We start from the raw sequence: 15,779 nt of genomic DNA, 5'->3' as shown, positions 1-15,779 counted from the left end.
ATGTTCACTCAGAGACTTGGTATTCATTTTTCGTCCGAAGACGTTAAGAATCCATGTCACTTTGAGTGCCCACACAGATTGTCTGATAAATTGTTAAAGAGCAGTGCCGCTTCGTTTTCGCTGCGGCGCGGGGTGTGCATATTACGCTTTCCCGCTTCAGAGTCAAGCGTTTATTTTGCTTTTCTCTGCTGACCCGGCGGCGTGTGTGCCGTTGTTCCGTGTCAGTGGAGGCGCATTATAGGGAGTTATTTCACAGTGACAAGAGGAAATTTAAAAAAAGTTTCCGTCCGTGTTTTTTTTCACCAATAGCGGTGAAATCAAGCTACAAATTGTTCTATTTGATGTATCTACAACCACAATCACATTCGAGGTGGCATAATTATCAGCATGAAACATTAAGGAATAAACGCGATGCCATTAAGCGCACAACAGCTGGCCGCCCAAAAAAACCTCTCCTATGTGCTGGCAGAAAAGCTGGCGCAGCGGATTTTAGCGGGAAAATATGCCCCGGGCAGCATCCTGCCGGGTGAAATGGAGTTGGGCGAGCAGTTTGGGGTGAGCCGTACCGCCGTTCGTGAAGCGGTGAAAACCCTGACGGCAAAAGGGATGGTTCTCCCGCGCCCGCGCATTGGTACGCGCGTGATGCCGCAGAGTAACTGGAATTTTCTCGATCAGGAGCTGCTCTCCTGGTGGATGACAGAAGATAACTTTCATCAGGTGGTCGATCACTTCCTCGTGATGCGTAGCAGCCTTGAACCCCAGGCCTGCCTGCTTGCCGCCACGCTCGGAACAGCAGAGCAGAAAGCGCAACTTAACGCGTTGATGGAAGAAATGGTGTTCCTGAAAAAACATTTCAACCGGGAACGCTGGGTTGAGGTTGATATGGCCTGGCATGAACATATCTATATGATGAGCGCCAATCCCTTCCTGACCTCCTTTGCCTCGTTATTCCATTCGGTGTACCACACCTACTTTTCCTCTATTACACAAGACGAAGTGGTAAAGCTGGATTTGCATCAGGCGATAGTGGATGCCATTCAGGAGAGCGACGGGCAGCGAGCCCTGAGTGCGTGCCAGGCATTGCTGGCCGCGCCAACCCACCAGCAGGTAGATAAATGACAAAGAAAAAAGCGCGCAGCATGGCCGGATTGCCGTGGATTGCAGCCATGGCGTTCTTTATGCAGGCACTGGATGCCACCATCCTCAACACAGCGCTTCCCGCCATTGCACAAAGCCTCAACCGCTCCCCGCTGGCAATGCAATCCGCCATCATCAGCTATACCCTGACGGTGGCGATGCTGATCCCGGTAAGCGGCTGGCTGGCTGACCGCTTCGGTACCCGCAGAGTTTTCATGCTTGCCGTAACGCTCTTTACCCTGGGTTCGCTGGCCTGCGCGCTCTCCACATCCTTAACAGAGCTGGTTATCTTCCGCGTGTTACAGGGCATTGGCGGCGCGATGATGATGCCCGTGGCGCGCCTGGCATTGCTGCGTGCCTACCCACGCAGCGAGCTGCTTCCCGTGCTCAACTTCGTCACCATGCCGGGCCTCGTCGGCCCGATACTGGGCCCGGTACTCGGCGGCGTGTTTGTGACCTGGGCAAGCTGGCACTGGATCTTCCTGATTAATATCCCGATTGGTGTGGCAGGGCTGTTCTACGCTCGCAAATATATGCCCAACTTCACCACGCCAAGACGCAGCTTCGATATGGGCGGATTTTTCCTGTTTGGTCTGAGCCTGGTGCTGTTCTCCAGCGGGATGGAGCTGTTTGGTGAGAAAATCGTTGAAACGTGGCTGGCACTGGCCGTCATCCTCAGCGGTATTATGCTTTTCCTTCTTTATATACGTCATGCGCGTCGCCACCCGACACCGCTTATCTCTTTATCGCTGTTTAACACCCGGACCTTCTCCGTCGGGATTGCAGGAAACATAGCTTCACGCCTGGGGACAGGATGCGTACCGTTCCTGATGCCATTGATGTTGCAGGTAGGTTTTGGCTATCCGGCCCTGATTGCCGGCTGCATGATGGCGCCCACGGCAATGGGTTCAATTCTGGCAAAATCAACCGTCACGCAGGTACTGCGCTGGTTTGGCTATCGTAAGACGCTGGTTGGCGTGACGGTCTTTATCGGCCTGATGATTGCGCAATTCTCTCTGCAATCCGCCTCTCTTCCCGTCTGGATGCTGATCCTGCCGTTGTTTGTGCTGGGCATGGCAATGTCGACGCAGTTTACGTCGATGAACACCATTACCCTTGCCGATCTGACTGACGAGAATGCCAGTAGCGGCAACAGCGTGCTGGCGGTAACGCAGCAGCTGTCGATCAGTTTAGGGGTGGCGGTAAGTGCAGCAGTGCTGCGCTTTTATGAGGGTTTTGACAGCGCGAATACCGTTGAGCAGTTCCACTATACCTTTATTACGATGGGCGCACTCACGGTGGTATCGGCGCTGGTCTTTATGCTGTTAAAACCGAAAGACGGCCGAAACCTGATCAAAGAGCGCCACAAAGCAAAGGCTAAACCGAACCCCGTTCCATCAGAACAGGAGTAAGCTGCAGACGTTGCTGTTGCAGCGTGGGCTGCGCCATTCGGTGGATCAACACATCAATGGCCAGCTCACCCAGTTCATCTTTCGGCTGATGAATGGTGGTCAGCGGCGGCGTCATGTAGCGCGCCAGTTCGATATCATCGTAGCCAATGATCGCCATATCGTCCGGAACGCGTAACCCCGCCTGATACAACGCCTGATAAGCACCAAATGCCATCGCATCGTTACCGATAAATACCGCCTGCGGACGCGGCTCTTGCATCAGCAATGTCTGCATCGCCTCAAAGCCGCCGTTAAATTCGAAATCACCGGTGATCCGGTAGCCGTCAGGGATGGCAAGACCCGCGCGTTCCATCGCCGAGAGATAACCTTCCAGACGCAAGCGCGCCGGGGTTTTATCCAGCGGGCCGGTAATGCAGGCGATGCGGGTATGACCTTTATCGATCAGATGCTGAGTTGCCATGTCGCCGCCCAGCAGGGAATTATCCTGAATCAGATCGCTGGTCCCATCGAACGGTGCCCAGTCCATCATCACCGTAGGAATTGAAGGGTAGCGCTGGATAATCTCTTTCGACGGCTGATGGGTTTCGGTACAGAGCAGCAATAACCCGTCGACGCGTTTTTGCATCAGCGTTTCCAGGTTACGGTTCATACGCTGTTCGTCACCCTCGGTATTGCACAGCACCAGACTGTAGCCACGCTCGAAGCAGCTGCGCTCTACGCCGCGAACAAGTTCAGAATAAAAAGGGTTGGTACTGGCGGTGATCAGCATACCGATGGTGCGCGTCTGGTTAAGCTTAAGGCTGCGCGCCAGCGCCGACGGCGCATAGTTGAGATCTTTTACTGCGGCTTCGACTTTCTCCCGAATCGCCTCGCTAACGAAACGATCGTTATTAATAACGTGAGAGACAGTCGAAGTAGAAACGCCCGCCATGCGGGCGACATCTTTCATCGTAGCCAAGCGTTACCCCTGCTGACTTAAGAATTCATCGATCTCTTTGCGCCACGGTACGGAAGGCTGTGCCCCTTTACGCGTCACCGCAATTGCGGCGGCGGCATGCGCAAAGCGGATCGCATCATCCATCACTTTGCCTTCCAGCAGCGCCGTCACCAGCGCACCGTTAAAGGTATCGCCTGCGGCAATCGTATCAATGGCTTTAACCCTGAAGCCCGGCACGCGACGCCCTTCGCCGTTTACGCTTGCCCACACCCCACGGCTGCCAAGAGTAATGATAACGGTCCCGATGCCCTTTTCATGCAACACTTTCGCCGCACGCGCGGCATCATCATCATTTTCAACACGAATGCCCGTCAGCTTTTCCGCTTCGGTTTCGTTTGGCGTAATGATGTCCACCAGCGCCAACAACTCGTCTGATAATACACGGGCTGGAGCAGGGTTAAGTACGACAGTGGTATGATTTTCATGCGCAATTTTGGCGGCGGCCAGCACGCTTTCAACCGGTGACTCCAGCTGCATCAGCAGGGCTTCGGCTCCACCGATGAGTGCTCGTTGCGCTTCTACGCGCGCCGTCGTCAGCGCAGCGTTAGCACCCGCATGAATACCGATGACATTCTCACCTTCAGCGTTGACGAAAATCAGCGCCACGCCGGTAGACTCCCCCGCAACAACGCTGACCGGCGCGATATCAATATTATCGCTGGCCAGCTGTTTACGTACGCGCTCACCGGTATCGTCATCACCCGTGCAGGCGATAAACGCAATATTCGCCCCACTGCGTCCGGCGGCGACGGCCTGGTTTGCGCCCTTACCGCCAAATGCTACCTGGTACTGATTACCCGTGACGGTTTCGCCCGGTGCAGGGAATGATTCAAGGTTAAGAATGTGATCGGCATTGATACTGCCAAGGACGACGAGGTTACCTGCGGTTTTCATGGTTGGATTGTCCATCTGAGAGCGCCACCGGTGTTACCCGGTGGCGTATGCCACACTTTTCTTTATTGGTGTCCCTCAGGCAGCCAGCGACTGCCTGATTCGCCTTTTACTGCTTGATGACCAGCTTCAGGTCAACAGGGTATTTGGCCTGAACTTTTTCGCCCTTCAGCACTTTGTCGGCAGTTTGTACGCCAGTCGCGCCAATCTGCTCAGGCAGCTGAGCGATGGTCGCAGCCAGTTTGCCATCATTTACCGCTTTTTCACCATCCGGCGTACCGTCAAATCCGACAACCATCACATCAGATTTACCCGCAGTCTGCAGGGCACGCAGCGCACCCAGCGCCATCTCATCGTTCTGTGCAAACACAGCCTGCACGTCAGGATGTGCGGTCAGCAGGTTCTGCATAACGTTCAGACCTTTAGTACGGTCGAAGTCTGCTGGCTGGCTCGCCAGGACATTGAATTTGTGTGCAGCAACAGCCTGCTGGAAGCCTTCGCCACGCTCACGCGCTGCGGACGTCCCGGCAATACCCTGCAGTTCGATGACTTTGGCGCCTTCACCGGCTTTCTTCGCAATGTAATCACCGGCGATTTTACCGCCCAGCACGTTATCAGACGCGATGTGGCTGACTACATCGCCTTTGTTCGCCTGACGGTCCAGCGTGATCACCGGAATTTTCGCCTGGTTTGCCATTTTAACGGCGTTACCTACGGCGTCAGAATCGGTTGGGTTGATCAGCAGGATTTTGGTGCCACGAACGGTTAAGTCCTGAACGTTCGCCAGCTCTTTCGCCGGGTTGTTCTGAGAATCCAGCACGACCAGGTTGTAACCCAGCTTGTCAGCTTCTTTCTGCGCACCATCCTTCAGGGAGACGAAGAACGGGTTGTTCAGGGTAGAGACAACCAGCGCGATGGTGTCTTTCGCCATGGCGTTAGCACTTACGGTTGCGCTCAGCGCGACAGCGGAAACCAGGGTAGCCAGTTTTTTCATGTTCATATCTAAGATGTCCTGTAGTGTCGTCAGTTACTGTTTTTTGTTGTCTACCAGTACCGCCAGCAAAATCACCACTGCCTTAACGATCATCTGGTAATAGGAGGAAACACCTAACAAATTCAAACCATTATTCAGGAAACCGAGGATCAGTGCGCCGATCAATGTCCCAACAATGCGACCTTTACCGCCCGCCAGACTCGTACCGCCCAGAACCACCGCCGCGATGGCATCCAGTTCATAGCCCGTACCCGCCGTTGGCTGCGCAGAAGAAAGACGCGCCACTTCGATGATGCCCGCCAGAGAGGCCAGCAGGCCGCACAGGGAGTAAACGATAATTTTGACTTTATTGACGCTAATACCGGACAGACGCGTTGCCGCTTCGTTACCGCCCAGCGCATAAATGTAACGACCCAGACGGGTGTGATGCAGCATGTACCACGCCGCCAGGAAGACGATAGCCATGATCCAGACCGGCGTCGGGACGCCCAGCGGACGGCCAATACCGAACCAGCCAAACAGATCGGCATTATCCGTAAACCCGGTATTGACCGGGCTACCGTTGGTGTAGACCATGGTCACACCACGCAGCAGCAGCATCATGACCAGCGTGGCGATAAACGCCTGAACACGCCCTTTTGCCACGATTACGCCGGTTACAGCGCCAATCGCCGCGCCTGCTGCCAGTGCAGCGGCAACCGCCACCAGCGCGTTGACTTCAATCCCGACAAGCGAAGCGGCGATCGCACCGGTGAGCGCCAGCAGGGAACCGACGGACAGATCGATACCCGAGGTCAAAATCACCAGCGTCATCCCGACCGCCATAATGGCGTTCACAGACGTCTGCTGCAGAATGTTGAAGAGGTTATTAACGGTGAAGAAATTCGGACTCATGGTCGACACAATCGCGATCAGCACCAGCAGGGCAATCAGCGATTTTTGTTCCATCAGCCATGCCTTTGTGAAATAGCGGCGACCAGAAACAGCCTGGGTAGTCATCTTCTTACTCCTGATTCACGCGATTAAGCTTGCCCACAGCGGCAGCCATCAGAACTTCCTGGGTGGCCTGCTCGCGAGTGAATTCACCGCCGAGATGCCCTTCATGCATGACGATAATGCGATCGCTCATGCCTAATACTTCTGGCATCTCGGAAGAGACCAGAATGATGCTCAGCCCGTCGGCCTTGAACTGGTTAATCAGCTGATAGATCTCTTTCTTTGCGCCAACGTCTACGCCGCGGGTTGGCTCGTCGAGGATCAAGACTTTCGGGCGCGTCATCAGCCCGCGGGCAATCGCCACTTTCTGCTGATTACCACCGGACAACAGGCCAATCGCCTGCTCCATTGACGGCGTTTTGACGTTAAAGAGACGGATAAAATCACTGACCGCCTGCTGCTCGTCTTTATGCTTAAGGCTGCCGCCGCTGCGGCTGAAATAGCGCAGCGCGGTAAGCGACATGTTCTCTTTTACCGACATGCCCAGCACTAAACCGTCGCGCTTGCGGTCTTCAGAGATATAGACGATACCGTTCGCCAGGCCATCCTGCGGAGAGCGCGTCACCACTTCATGACCGTCGAGGGTGACATAACCGCTGGTGCGCGGCAGTGCGCCGTAGAGCACTTTCATCAGTTCGGTACGTCCCGCGCCCATCAGACCCGCGACACCGAGGATCTCACCCTGGCGCAGGGTAAAGGTCACATCGTGAACGCCCGGACCGCAGAGGTTATCCACCTTCAGGCGGATCTCACCCGGTGCTTTATCCAGACGCGGATACTGATCTTCCAGCTTACGTCCCACCATCATTTCGATGAGCGTATCTTCGGTCAGCGTCGCCACTTCGCGCTCGGCAATAAACTGCCCGTCGCGGAAGACGGTGACGTCATCGCAAATCTCGAAGATCTCTTTCATGCGGTGAGAAATATAGACAATCCCACGACCCTGCGATTTCAGCTCGCGGATCACGCGGAACAGGGATTCGGTTTCGGTATCAGTCAGAGCGTCGGTCGGCTCATCCATGATGATGACTTTGGATTCAAAGCTCAGCACCTTCGCGATTTCCACCATCTGCTGATCGCCGATGGAGAGCTCGCCTACCAGACGGTCGCTCTTAAAGCGCAGGTTCAGCTTCGCGAGCAGCTTGTCCGCTTCGGCGTACATGGTTTTCCAGTCGATTTTGCCAAACCGGTTCACAAACTCACGGCCGAGGAAGATGTTCTCCGCAATGGTGAGCTGCGGGATCAGGTTTAGCTCCTGGTGGATGATACCGATACCCGCTTCCTGAGAAGATTTCGGGCCGTTAAAGGTGGTCTCTTTACCCAGCCAGAGCAGCGAACCGGCATCACGTTGGTAAATCCCGGTCAGCACTTTCATCATGGTGGATTTGCCCGCACCGTTTTCGCCCACCAGCGCCATCACGCGACCGGAGTAGACATTCAGCGCCGCACCGGAGAGGGCTTTTACGCCCGGGAACGATTTATCGATCCCCTTGAGTTGCAGTAATGCGTCCATGATGGCCTCAGAAGGTGACGCCAGCACAGAGAATGATATTCGCATACGGGGAACACTCCCCGCTGCGAATCACCGCCTGACTGTCTGCGGTTTGTTGTTTGAACTGCTCGTGCGTTGTGTAACGAATTTCTATGGTGTTTCCCTGGTGTTGCTGCAGTTGCTCAATAAACTTAAGCAACGTTTCGTGGAGTTGCGGATTATGTTGTTTGATTTCCGCCGCGAGAATGGCCGCCTCAACCTGCATCTCCGACGTCACCACATCCAGTACCTGCATAAACGAAGGAACTCCCTGCGTTAACGCCATATCAATACGGGTTGTGCTGCGCGGAACCGGTAAGCCTGCATCGCAAACCACCAGCGTATCGGTATGCCCAAGACGGGAAATGACCGATGAGATTTCTGAGTTGAGAACTGTGCCTTTCTTCATTTTCTGCTCCACTAGCGAAACGTTTCGCTAAAAAGAGTGTAGCCGCAAGAGTGTTCAGAAAACCATCATGGCGTAACAGATTTGTGATCAACGTCGAAACGTTTCGCTAAGTGAAATAGAGGGGGAGGTAAATGCAAAACGGTAACCGTCAGGTTACCGTTTTTTATGTTTGCGCCCTCTCCCTGTGGGAGAGGGTCGGGGTGAGGGCATCAGCCCGCAGAAGGACTTAAATCTCGACCTGCGTTCCCAGCTCAATCACGCGGTTAGGCGGGATCTCAAACTGGTCAGGCGCACGCAGGGCGTTACGCTGCAGGATAAGATAAAGCTTACCGCGCAGGCGCAGATACCAGGGACGCTTGCCGATAATCAGCGACTCGTGCGACATAAAGAACGACGTCTCCATCATCCGGCAGCTTAGCCCTTCAAGACCGCAGCGGTGGAACACCTCTTCCACATTTGGCGTTTCGCGCCAGCCGTAACTCGCCACCACGCGCCAGAATGTCGGGGACAGCTGCTCGATTTGCACGCGACGCACGTTGTGAACATACGGCGCATCTTCGGTACGCAACGTCAGCAGGATCACGCGCTCGTGAAGAACCTTGTTGTGCTTGAGGTTATGCATCAGCGCGAACGGGATGACGTTCAGGGCACGAGACATATACACCGCCGTTCCCGGCACGCGCACCGGCGGGGATTTCTCCAGGGAAGCGATCATCGCCTCCAGAGAGTTACCGTGCTCATGCATACGACGCAGCAGACGGAAGCGCTCGCTCTTCCACGTGGTCATCACGATGAACATCACCAGACCCAGCGTCAGCGGCAGCCAGCCGCCGGAGACAATCTTGTCGAGGTTAGCAGAGAACAACGGCACGTCGATGCACAGGAAGCCCACCAGAATCATTGCCACAAGGAATTTATTCCAGTGCCAGTTTCGGTACGCCACGGTAGTGGAAAGAAGCGATGTCAGCACCATCGTACCGGTTACCGCAATACCGTACGCCGCCGCCAGGTTACTGGAGTGCTCAAAGCTCACGATAACAATCACAACCGCGAAATAGAGCAGCCAGTTAACGAACGGAATGTAGATCTGACCCGACTCCATCTCTGAAGTATGGATGATGCGCATTGGCGAGAGATACCCCAGACGCACGGCCTGGCGCGTCAGAGAGAACACCCCCGAAATCACCGCCTGAGAAGCAATGACGGTCGCCAGCGTCGCCAGAATCAGCATCGGTACCAGCGCCCAGTCAGGCGCCAGCAGGAAGAACGGGTTCTTAATCGCTTCCGGGTTCTTGAGCAGCAGCGCGCCCTGACCGAAGTAGTTCAGCACCAGCGACGGCAGCACCACAATAAACCATGCCACGCGGATAGGCAGTTTCCCGAAGTGCCCCATATCGGCATACAACGCCTCAACGCCAGTGATGGAGAGCACGACCGCGCCAAGCGCCACGAAGGAAACAACTTTATATTCGAGGAAGAAATGCACGGCCCAGTAAGGATTCAGGGCATGCAGCACTTCAGGGTTAGCAATAATGCTGCGCAAACCGAGGGCCGCGAGGATCAGGAACCAGGCCAGCATAATCGGCGCAAACAGTTTACCCACCAGCCCGGTACCGTGCTTCTGGATCGCAAACAGCAGCGTTAATACGATTATCGCCAGCGGAACCACCCACGTATCGAGCTGTGGCGCAATAATCTCCAGGCCCTCTATCGCCGAGAGGACCGAAATGGCGGGTGTGATAACCACCTCTCCGTAGAAGAAACTGCCGCCGATCAGGCCGATAATCACCAGCACGGACGTCATTCTGGCGGAGGTGTTGCGCCCGGCAAGGGACATCAGGGTCAGGATCCCGCCTTCGCCCGCGTTATCTGCACGCATAACGAAGGAGAGATATTTAACAGAAACAACCAGGATCAGCAGCCAGAAGATGAGTGACAAGAAGCCAAACACGGCATCACGCTCAACACCAAAGCCAAACTGGCCGGACAGACATTCACGAAGCGTATAAAGTGGGCTGGTACCGATATCACCGTAGACAACCCCGATCGCAGCAAGCGTTATTGCGGGTAATGATTGCTTATTATCAGTGCTCATAGACTAGTCTTTTCGTTTAAATAACAAATGTGTTCCCGGTCCCTTGGCCCACAAAAAGCGCACAGTATGCACGATTCGTTGCAAAATCGAACCCCTAAATGCAACCGCATTAATGTAGCGCAAAGAAAATTGCGCCGCACTTCAGCCTATTACCAGCTCTGACTGAAACGTCTATACTCGCTTCAATTGGCCGCCACGACGGCGAAAGGATGCAAAACTATTATGGCTCACTCACATTTATTAGCAGAAAGAATTTCCCGCCTCAGCAGTGCGCTAGAGAAAGGCCTTTTCGAGCGTAGCCACGCCATTCGCCTTTGCTTACTGGCAGCGTTGAGCGGTGAAAGCGTGTTTCTGCTGGGTCCGCCGGGCATTGCCAAAAGCCTGATCGCACGCCGCCTGAAGTTCGCTTTTCAGAATGCTCGCGCCTTTGAATATCTCATGACGCGCTTTTCCACCCCCGAAGAGGTTTTCGGTCCGCTCTCTATTCAGGCCCTCAAAGACGAGGGGCGTTATGAGCGTCTGACGGCGGGTTATCTTCCGGAAGCAGAAATTGTCTTTCTCGATGAGATCTGGAAAGCAGGCCCGGCAATTCTGAACACCCTGCTCACGGCGATTAACGAACGCCGGTTTCGCAACGGGGCCAGCGAAGAGAAAATCCCCATGCGTCTGCTGGTGGCCGCGTCAAACGAACTGCCCGAAGCCGACAGCAGCCTGGAAGCGCTGTATGACCGTATGCTGATCCGCCTGTGGCTCGATAAAGTCCAGGACAAGTCAAACTTCCGCTCTATGCTGGTCAGCCAGCAGGATGAGAACGAAAACCCGGTGGCGGCTTCTTTGCAGGTGACGGACGAGGAGTATCACCAGTGGCAGGAAGATATCGGCAAAATTAAACTGCCCGATGCCGTTTTTGAACTGATCTTCATGCTGCGCCAGCAGCTTGATTTACTTCCTTCCGCACCGTATGTCTCGGACCGTCGCTGGAAAAAGGCGATTCGTCTGCTCCAGGCGAGCGCCCTGTTCAGCGGTCGTGATGCCGTCGCGCCCATCGATCTGATCCTGCTGAAAGACTGCCTCTGGCACGACGCAGAAGGCATGAACCTGATGCAGCAGCAGCTGGACGTATTGATGACCGGACACGCATGGGGGCAGCAGGCGATGCTCAACCAGCTGGGGGCGATTACTCAACGCCGCATCCAGCTCCAACAGCAGCAAAGTGATAAAACGGCGCTGAAAGTCAATCGTCTGGGCGGTATGTTCGCCCGCAAACCGCATTACGAGCTCCCCGCCGATCTGACCGGTACGACGCTAACGCTGCTGCTCCAGCAGCCGCTCAAATTGCATGATATGCAGGTGGTACACATTACGGTTGAGCGCGAGGCGCTATCTCAGTGGCTCGACAAAGGCGGTGAGATCCGCGGAAAACTCAACGGCATCGGTTTCGCGCAGCCGCTCACGATGGAAGTAGACAGCAGCCAGCACCTGGTGATCCGCGACGTCAGCCTGCAGGGCTCGCGTCTTGCGCTTCCTGGCACCGCTTCTGACAGCGTGCCGGAAGAGATCAAACAGCAGCTGGACGCCCTGGATACCGAATGGCACCAGCAGCACACCCGCTTTAGCGAACAGCAAAAATGCCTCTTTATTCATAGCGACTGGTTAGGTCGCATCGAATCCAGCCTGCAGGATGTCAGCGCGCAGATCAAACAGGCGCGTCAATGCTAACACTGGACACGCTCAACGTGATGCTGGCGGTCAGCGAGGAAGGGTTGATCGAGGAGGTGGTGATTACCCTTCTGGCGTCGCCGCAGCTGGCGGCGTTTTTTGAAAAATTCCCGAAGCTCAAAAAGGCGATGACCGACGATCTCCCGCGCTGGCGAGATAATCTGCGACAGCGATTCAAAGAGACTGAAGTTCCGCCGGAACTGACGGAGGAAGTCGCGGCCTATCAACAGTGTCAACGGCTCTCCACGACGCAGTTTATCGTCCAGCTCCCACAAACCCTGGCAGTACTCGATAACGTCCACTCTCCGTTTGCCAGCCAGGCCCGGGCGCTGGTCACGGATAACGCCACCTTTACCCCCGCACTGCATACTCTCTTTTTACAACGCTGGCGCCTCAGTCTGGTGGTTCAGGCCACAACGTTAAACCAGCAGTTGCTGGATGAAGAACGTGAACAGCTGCTCAGTGAAGTTCAGGAACGCATGACCTTAAGCGGTCAGCTTGAGCAGGTGCTGGTGGAAAATGAAAACGCCGCAGGACGTCTCTGGGACATGAGTGCCGGTCAGCTCAAACGCGGAGATTACCAGTTGATCGTCAAATACGGCGATTTTCTGGCGCAGCAGCCGGAATTGATGAAGCTTGCTGAACAGCTGGGGCGCTCAAGGGAGGCAAAATCGGTTCCAAAGAAGGATGCCCCGATGGAAACCTTCCGCACCCTGGTGCGTGAACCGGCAACCGTGCCAGAACAGGTCGACGGGCTCCAGCAGAGCGATGACATTCTGCGCCTGCTGCCCACCGAACTGAGCACGCTGGGAATGACCGAGCTGGAGTATGAGTTCTACCGTCGGCTGGTGGAAAAACAGCTTCTTACCTACCGGCTGCACGGCGAAGCATGGCGCGAGAAACTTAGCCAGCGTCCGGTCATCCATCAGGATTTTGATGAACAGCCGCGCGGGCCGTTTATTGTTTGTGTGGATACGTCCGGTTCGATGGGCGGATTTAACGAACAGTGTGCAAAAGCGTTTTGCCTGGCACTGATGCGCGTGGCGCTCGCCGACCGCCGTCGCTGCTTCATCATGCTCTTCTCCAGCGAAGTCGTGGGTTATGAGCTGACGAACCAGCAGGGAATAGAGCAGGCAATCCGTTTTTTAAGCCAGCGTTTTCGCGGGGGCACTGACCTGGCCAGCTGCTTTCGCAGCATCGTTGAGCGGATGCAGGGGGGTGACTGGTACGACGCCGATGCGGTCGTCATTTCCGATTTTATAGCCCAGCGACTGCCGGATGATGTGGTTAATAAAGTGAAGGAGTTACAGCGGGTGCATCAGCACCGTTTTCACGCCGTCGCGATGTCCCCTCATGGAAAACCCGGCATCATGCGCATCTTCGATCATATCTGGCGCTTTGATACCGGGTTGCGTAGCCGCCTGCTCAGACGCTGGCAGCGATAATTAAAGAAGAGATCCCACGCTGTCACGCACCTGCTGCGGCCAGACGCCACACTGTACCTGACCAATATGCGGCAGTTGCAGCAGCAGCATGGTCAGACGGGACTGGCCGATCCCTCCCCCGATGGTCTGCGGCATTTCGCCGCGCAGCAACGCCTGGTGCCACTCTAATTTGAGACGATCTTCGTCACCGGTCACCGCCAGCTGGCGTTTCAGCGCGTCGGCATCCACGCGGATCCCCATAGAGGAGAGCTCAAATGCATCTTCCAGTACCGGGTTCCAGACCAGGATATCGCCGTTCAGCCCGGCATAGTCGTGCTCACCCGCGGTGCTCCAGTCATCATAATCCGGCGCACGGACGTCGTGGCGTTTGCCATCAGAGAGTTTGCCGCCAATGCCGATCAGGAATACTGCACCCAACTCTTTCGCGATCGCACGTTCACGGCCTTTGGCATCAAGATCCGGGAAACGGCTCAACAGTGCCTGGCTATGAACAAAGTGGATCGTTTCCGGCAGGAACGGTGCCAGACCAAACTCTTTGCTCACGGCCGCTTCAGTCGCTTTGATCCCGGCGTAGATCGCCTCAACGGTGGATTTCAGCGTGCCAAGGTGACGCTCGCCATCACCCATCACGCGCTCCCAGTCCCACTGGTCAACGTAAACAGAGTGAATAGGTGAAAGGCGGTCTTCATCGGGGCGAAGGGCTTTCATGTGCGTGTAAAGCCCTTCGCCCGCGCTGAAGTCGTGTTGTCCCAGGGTTTGACGCTTCCACTTCGCCAGGGAATGAACCACTTCGAACTGGGCATCTGGCAGTGTTTTCACTTTCACCTCTACCGCTTTTTCGCATCCAGACAAGTTATCCTGCGTCCCGTCGCCCACCCGGCTCAGAATTGGTGCCTGAACCTCAATCAGCCCAAGCTTCTCTTCCAGCTGGCGGGAAAAATGGGATTTAACGAAACTGATCTGGCGTTGTTTTGCGATGTAAGCGGTTTTCATTATTTATACTCCTGCGTCCTGTTGGTAATGATTAAGCAACAGAACCGGCACTTAATTCAATAACTCAACAACAAAAAGCCGACTTCACTTTTGAATCGATAAAATATGACGCTAGAATAGAAAGAATCATCAATCTTCATAAGAAAAAGCTATGGAAAATTATCAGATCGACAATCTCGACCGCGGCATCCTCGAGGCGTTAATGGCCAATGCCCGTACCGCCTACGCCGAACTGGCGAAACAGTTTGGTGTCAGCCCGGGAACCATTCACGTTCGCGTAGAGAAAATGAAGCAGGCGGGGATCATTACCGGCGCGCGCATTGACGTCAGCCCGAAGCAGCTGGGCTACGACGTCTGCTGCTTTATCGGCATCATTCTTAAAAGCGCAAAAGACTATCCTTCCGCCCTGGCCAGGCTCAATGCGCTGGATGAGGTCACCGAGGCGTACTACACCACGGGGCACTACAGCATCTTTATAAAAGTGATGTGCCGATCCATCGATGCCCTCCAGCAGGTACTTATCAACAAGATCCAAACAATTGATGAAATTCAGTCCACCGAGACACTGATCTCCCTGCAAAACCCGATCATGCGTACCATCCGCCCATGATCGGGCAAATTCATTCCCACATTTTCCACAGGTAGATCCCATCTCGTTCACAGCGTACAATATCTCCCTCTTTATCTGAGCGAGCGATCAATGGCGGACATTACCCTTATCAGCGGCAGCACCCTCGGTGGTGCGGAATATGTAGCGGAACACCTGGCTGAGAAGCTGGAAGATGCGGGCTTTTCAACACAAACCCTGCACGGACCGCTGCTTGAAGATCTCCCGACTGACGGGGTCTGGCTGCTGATCACCTCCACGCATGGCGCGGGCGATCTGCCGGATAACCTGCAACCTTTATATGACGAACTGCAGGAACAGCAGCCTGACCTCTCAAAGGTCCGTTTTGGCGCTGTGGGGATCGGCAGTCGTGAATATGACACCTTTTGCGGGGCAATAGAGAAAGTCGAAGCTGTTGTCACCTCTTGCGGAGCAAAACAGCTGGGTGAAACACTCAAGATCAACATCCTCGATCATGATATTCCGGAGGATCCGGCCGAGATCTGGTTGGGTGAATGGAAAAATTTACTCAAAAACGATTAAAGATCGCGCG

Annotated in this window: 14 protein-coding genes; 6 read left to right on the top strand and 8 right to left on the bottom strand. The window is 54.9% G+C overall.

Going from position 1 to position 15,779, the window contains the following annotated elements; all coding sequences use genetic code 11:
• The first annotated feature begins 411 nt into the window (after nt 1-411).
• The gene (locus ACOTY9_RS19020) at nt 412-1,119 is read left to right on the top strand and encodes a FadR/GntR family transcriptional regulator (protein WP_014881867.1); all 708 of its coding nucleotides are present in this window, start codon (nt 412-414) and stop codon (nt 1,117-1,119) included.
• Entirely contained in the window at nt 1,116-2,549 is a 1,434-nt protein-coding gene (gene mdtD / locus ACOTY9_RS19015; RefSeq protein ID WP_121527210.1) for a multidrug transporter subunit MdtD, read from the top strand. Before ACOTY9_RS19020 ends, mdtD begins: the two co-directional genes overlap by 4 nt.
• On the opposite strand, the gene rbsR is transcribed toward mdtD, so the two are convergent.
• The 7 genes from rbsR to kup form a co-directional block, all read right to left on the bottom strand.
• Nucleotides 2,515-3,507, bottom strand: coding sequence for a ribose operon transcriptional repressor RbsR (gene rbsR, locus ACOTY9_RS19010; protein WP_014881869.1), 993 nt, complete (start codon nt 3,505-3,507; stop codon nt 2,515-2,517). The genes mdtD and rbsR overlap by 35 nt on opposite strands.
• A 3-nt stretch (nt 3,508-3,510) precedes the next feature.
• Nucleotides 3,511-4,440, bottom strand: a complete 930-nt coding sequence (gene rbsK / locus ACOTY9_RS19005; protein WP_047027517.1) for a ribokinase — start codon at nt 4,438-4,440, stop codon at nt 3,511-3,513.
• Nucleotides 4,441-4,546: 106 nt separating this feature from the next.
• Nucleotides 4,547-5,437 (bottom strand): ribose ABC transporter substrate-binding protein RbsB, encoded by an 891-nt coding sequence (gene rbsB, locus ACOTY9_RS19000; RefSeq protein WP_014881871.1) that lies wholly within the window; start codon nt 5,435-5,437, stop codon nt 4,547-4,549.
• A 27-nt stretch (nt 5,438-5,464) separates the two neighbouring features.
• Nucleotides 5,465-6,430 (bottom strand): ribose ABC transporter permease, encoded by a 966-nt coding sequence (gene rbsC / locus ACOTY9_RS18995; RefSeq protein WP_014881872.1) that lies wholly within the window; start codon nt 6,428-6,430, stop codon nt 5,465-5,467.
• Nucleotides 6,431-6,434: 4 nt separating this feature from the next.
• Nucleotides 6,435-7,940, bottom strand: coding sequence for a ribose ABC transporter ATP-binding protein RbsA (rbsA, locus tag ACOTY9_RS18990; RefSeq protein ID WP_023336493.1), 1,506 nt, complete (start codon nt 7,938-7,940; stop codon nt 6,435-6,437).
• Nucleotides 7,941-7,947: 7 nt separating this feature from the next.
• Nucleotides 7,948-8,367, bottom strand: a complete 420-nt coding sequence (gene rbsD, locus ACOTY9_RS18985; RefSeq protein WP_014881874.1) for a D-ribose pyranase — start codon at nt 8,365-8,367, stop codon at nt 7,948-7,950.
• Nucleotides 8,368-8,593: 226 nt separating this feature from the next.
• Nucleotides 8,594-10,462, bottom strand: a complete 1,869-nt coding sequence (gene kup / locus ACOTY9_RS18980) for a low affinity potassium transporter Kup (RefSeq protein ID WP_014881875.1) — start codon at nt 10,460-10,462, stop codon at nt 8,594-8,596.
• A gap of 222 nt (nt 10,463-10,684) precedes the next feature.
• On the opposite strand from kup, the gene ravA reads away from it, so the two are divergent.
• Nucleotides 10,685-12,181, top strand: a complete 1,497-nt coding sequence (gene ravA, locus ACOTY9_RS18975) for an ATPase RavA (protein WP_320729435.1) — start codon at nt 10,685-10,687, stop codon at nt 12,179-12,181.
• Complete coding sequence (gene viaA, locus ACOTY9_RS18970) at nt 12,175-13,626, top strand: ATPase RavA stimulator ViaA (RefSeq protein ID WP_348566039.1); 1,452 nt, start codon at nt 12,175-12,177, stop codon at nt 13,624-13,626. The genes ravA and viaA overlap by 7 nt, the downstream gene beginning before the upstream one ends.
• On the opposite strand, the gene asnA is transcribed toward viaA, so the two are convergent.
• On the bottom strand, nt 13,627-14,619 hold the full coding sequence (asnA, locus tag ACOTY9_RS18965; RefSeq protein WP_348566038.1) for an aspartate--ammonia ligase: 993 nt from the start codon (nt 14,617-14,619) through the stop codon (nt 13,627-13,629).
• A 151-nt stretch (nt 14,620-14,770) separates the two neighbouring features.
• Here asnA and asnC point away from each other — a divergent pair, with 151 nt between their 5' ends.
• Nucleotides 14,771-15,229, top strand: a complete 459-nt coding sequence (asnC, locus tag ACOTY9_RS18960) for a transcriptional regulator AsnC (RefSeq protein ID WP_014881879.1) — start codon at nt 14,771-14,773, stop codon at nt 15,227-15,229.
• A 90-nt stretch (nt 15,230-15,319) separates the two neighbouring features.
• Nucleotides 15,320-15,769: an FMN-binding protein MioC gene (gene mioC / locus ACOTY9_RS18955; RefSeq protein ID WP_023331654.1), complete on the top strand. Its 450-nt coding sequence runs from the start codon at nt 15,320-15,322 to the stop codon at nt 15,767-15,769.
• The last annotated feature ends 10 nt before the right edge of the window (nt 15,770-15,779 follow it).

The organism is Enterobacter cloacae complex sp. SHL012, from assembly GCF_049237505.1.
GTDB lineage: Bacteria > Pseudomonadota > Gammaproteobacteria > Enterobacterales > Enterobacteriaceae > Enterobacter > Enterobacter kobei.
The sequence above is the reverse complement of the archived record's forward strand: the minus strand, read 5'-3'. Positions and strand labels throughout refer to the sequence as shown.

What these genes read in the sequence shown, in the direction of transcription:
- ACOTY9_RS19020 (WP_014881867.1), top strand. Translation starts at nt 412, where the DNA reads ATGCCATTAAGCGCACAACAGCTGGCCGCCCAAAAAAACCTCTCCTAT.
- mdtD (WP_121527210.1), top strand. Translation starts at nt 1,116, where the DNA reads ATGACAAAGAAAAAAGCGCGCAGCATGGCCGGATTGCCGTGGATTGCA.
- rbsK (WP_047027517.1), bottom strand. Translation starts at nt 4,440, where the DNA reads ATGAAAACCGCAGGTAACCTCGTCGTCCTTGGCAGTATCAATGCCGAT.
- rbsB (WP_014881871.1), bottom strand. Translation starts at nt 5,437, where the DNA reads ATGAACATGAAAAAACTGGCTACCCTGGTTTCCGCTGTCGCGCTGAGC.
- rbsC (WP_014881872.1), bottom strand. Translation starts at nt 6,430, where the DNA reads ATGACTACCCAGGCTGTTTCTGGTCGCCGCTATTTCACAAAGGCATGG.
- rbsA (WP_023336493.1), bottom strand. Translation starts at nt 7,940, where the DNA reads ATGGACGCATTACTGCAACTCAAGGGGATCGATAAATCGTTCCCGGGC.
- rbsD (WP_014881874.1), bottom strand. Translation starts at nt 8,367, where the DNA reads ATGAAGAAAGGCACAGTTCTCAACTCAGAAATCTCATCGGTCATTTCC.
- kup (WP_014881875.1), bottom strand. Translation starts at nt 10,462, where the DNA reads ATGAGCACTGATAATAAGCAATCATTACCCGCAATAACGCTTGCTGCG.
- ravA (WP_320729435.1), top strand. Translation starts at nt 10,685, where the DNA reads ATGGCTCACTCACATTTATTAGCAGAAAGAATTTCCCGCCTCAGCAGT.
- viaA (WP_348566039.1), top strand. Translation starts at nt 12,175, where the DNA reads ATGCTAACACTGGACACGCTCAACGTGATGCTGGCGGTCAGCGAGGAA.
- asnA (WP_348566038.1), bottom strand. Translation starts at nt 14,619, where the DNA reads ATGAAAACCGCTTACATCGCAAAACAACGCCAGATCAGTTTCGTTAAA.
- asnC (WP_014881879.1), top strand. Translation starts at nt 14,771, where the DNA reads ATGGAAAATTATCAGATCGACAATCTCGACCGCGGCATCCTCGAGGCG.
- mioC (WP_023331654.1), top strand. Translation starts at nt 15,320, where the DNA reads ATGGCGGACATTACCCTTATCAGCGGCAGCACCCTCGGTGGTGCGGAA.